The organism is Acidimicrobiales bacterium, assembly GCA_036491125.1.
GTDB lineage: Bacteria > Actinomycetota > Acidimicrobiia > Acidimicrobiales > AC-9 > AC-9.
This window is the reverse complement of sequence record DASXCO010000138.1, coordinates 1-2,079: the sequence shown is the minus strand read 5'-3', so window position 1 is coordinate 2,079 and position 2,079 is coordinate 1. Positions and strand designations below refer to the sequence as shown.

Annotated in this window: 2 protein-coding genes; one reads left to right on the top strand and one right to left on the bottom strand. The window is 68.1% G+C overall.

Annotated elements, in window-relative coordinates; genetic code table 11:
* Positions 1-996, top strand: a 996-nt coding sequence (locus tag VGF64_11310) for a class I tRNA ligase family protein (GenBank protein HEY1635338.1), incomplete at its 5' end; no start/stop codon positions are given.
* 78 nt (positions 997-1,074) lie between these two features.
* Here the strand turns inward: VGF64_11310 and lexA are convergent.
* Positions 1,075-1,905, bottom strand: a complete 831-nt coding sequence (gene lexA / locus VGF64_11305; GenBank protein HEY1635337.1) for a transcriptional repressor LexA — start codon at positions 1,903-1,905, stop codon at positions 1,075-1,077.
* Positions 1,906-2,079 lie beyond the last annotated feature (174 nt).

Genomic DNA, 2,079 nt, shown 5'->3' with positions numbered 1-2,079 from the left:
ACCATGGACACGTTCGTGGACTCCTCCTGGTACATGTTCCGGTACTGCTCGCCCGGTTACGACGGCGGCCCGTTCGACGCGGCCGAGGTCCGCCGCTGGGCGCCGGTCGACATGTACGTGGGCGGCGTCGAGCACGCCATCTTGCACCTGCTCTACAGCCGGTTCTTCACCAAGGTCCTGTACGACATGGGCCTGATCGACTTCACCGAGCCCTTCACCCGGCTGATGAACCAGGGCCAGGTGATCAACCACGGCAAGGCGATGTCCAAGTCGCTCGGCAACGGCGTCGACCTCGGCCAGCAGCTCGAGCGGTTCGGCGTGGACGCGATCCGGCTGACGATGATCTTCGCCAGCCCGCCGGAAGATGACATCGACTGGGCCGATATGAACCCCGAGGCGATGGTCAAGTTCCTCAGCCGGGTCTGGCGGATCGCCGCCGACGTCGCCGATGCGGACCGGGGCACTGACGGCCAGGGCACCGGGGACCAGGCGCCCGCCGCGGGCGACACCGAGCTTCGCCGGATCACCCACCGGGCCATCGACGAGGCCACCCGCCAGGTGGAGGCCTATCACCTGAACGTGGCCGTGGCCCGGCTGATGGAGCTGGTCAGCGCGACGCGCAGGGCCATCGACTCGGGACCGGGGGCGGCTGACCCGGCCGTCCGCGAGGCGGCGGAGGCCCTGACCGTGATGGTGTCCCTGTTCGCGCCGTACACCGCCGAGGAGTGCTGGCAGCTGCTCGGGCACGAGGCGTCGGTGGCGCGCGCCGACTGGCCCGTCGCCGACCAGGCCCTGCTCACCCAGGAGCGGGTGACGTGCGTGGTGCAGGTCAACGGAAAGGTCCGTGACAAGCTCGAGGTCTCGCCGGAGATCGGCGAGGACGAACTGCGCGAGCTCGCCCTGGTAGCGCCCGGAGTCCTCCGTACCCTAGGGGAACAGCAGGTGAACCGGGTCATCGTGCGGGCGCCGAAGCTGGTCAGCATCGTCGCCGCTTAGCGTCCGTCCCTGACGGGCCGCGTCCTCGGACGCGGCCCGGCTGGGACATCTACTCGGACACCTGCGGACGGCACCGCGTCAGACGCGGCGCAGTACTGCGACGACGCGGCCGAGGATCGTGGCCTCGTCGCCGAGGATCGGCGTGTATGCCGGGTTGTGCGGGATCAGCCAGACGTGCCCGTCGCCCCGCTTGAACGTCTTGATCGTCGCCTCGCCGTCCAGCATCGCGGCCACGATCTCGCCGTTCTCCGCGTCCTCCTGCTGCCGGACGACGACCCAGTCCCCGTCCGTGATGGCGGCGTTCATCATCGAATCGCCGGCCACTTTGAGCAGGAACAGCGTGCCCTCGCCGACCAGTTGCCTGGGCAGCGGGAACACGTCTTCGACGGACTGCTCGGCCAGGATCGGCCCGCCAGCGGCGATCCGGCCGACCAGGGGCACGTAGGCGGCTTCCTGGGACGGGATGTCGCTACCCGGGATATCACCCGCCTCGTCGTCGTCCCGGCTGGCGGTCTCCCGGCTCGGCTCCGGGCGCACCGCCGGGTGACCGGGCAGCCGGACCTCGACCGTCCGCGGCCGGCCCACGTCCCGGTGCAGGTACCCCTTCTTCTGGAGCGTGCTGAGCTGATACGAGACGCTCGACGTGCTGGTCAGGCCGACGGCTTCGCCGATCTCGCGCATCGAGGGCGGGTAGCCGCGCTGCTGTACCGATTCCCGGATCACCTGCAGCACCTTGCGCTGCCGCCAGGTCAGCACGTGATTAGGGTCGGGCTTGTCCGGCGTTTCCGGAATGACGACCGGCACGCTGCCCTTCGGCTTGCGTCCTGGCCGCCCCTTAGGTCTGGGCGCCCCCGCTTGATCAGTGCCAGACACGCCGGTAATGGCGCCTCCCATGGCGGTTTCCTCCATCTGATGACCTTCCGTGTCCGAGTTCTTGCGTGCTGAGTAGAGAGTAACGGTTCTCGTCCGAGATCCCAAACATCTGTTCGACGTGTCGCCAAATTGTCAGACCCGGGCCGTACAACAACTACATACCCCGTTCGATCGAACAGTAAAGCGATCGAATGGGTGTACGATCGAACG

Bases quoted from the DNA above. Each gene is read 5' to 3' on its own strand.
- lexA (HEY1635337.1), bottom strand. From the start codon at position 1,905: ATGGAGGAAACCGCCATGGGAGGCGCCATTACCGGCGTGTCTGGCACT.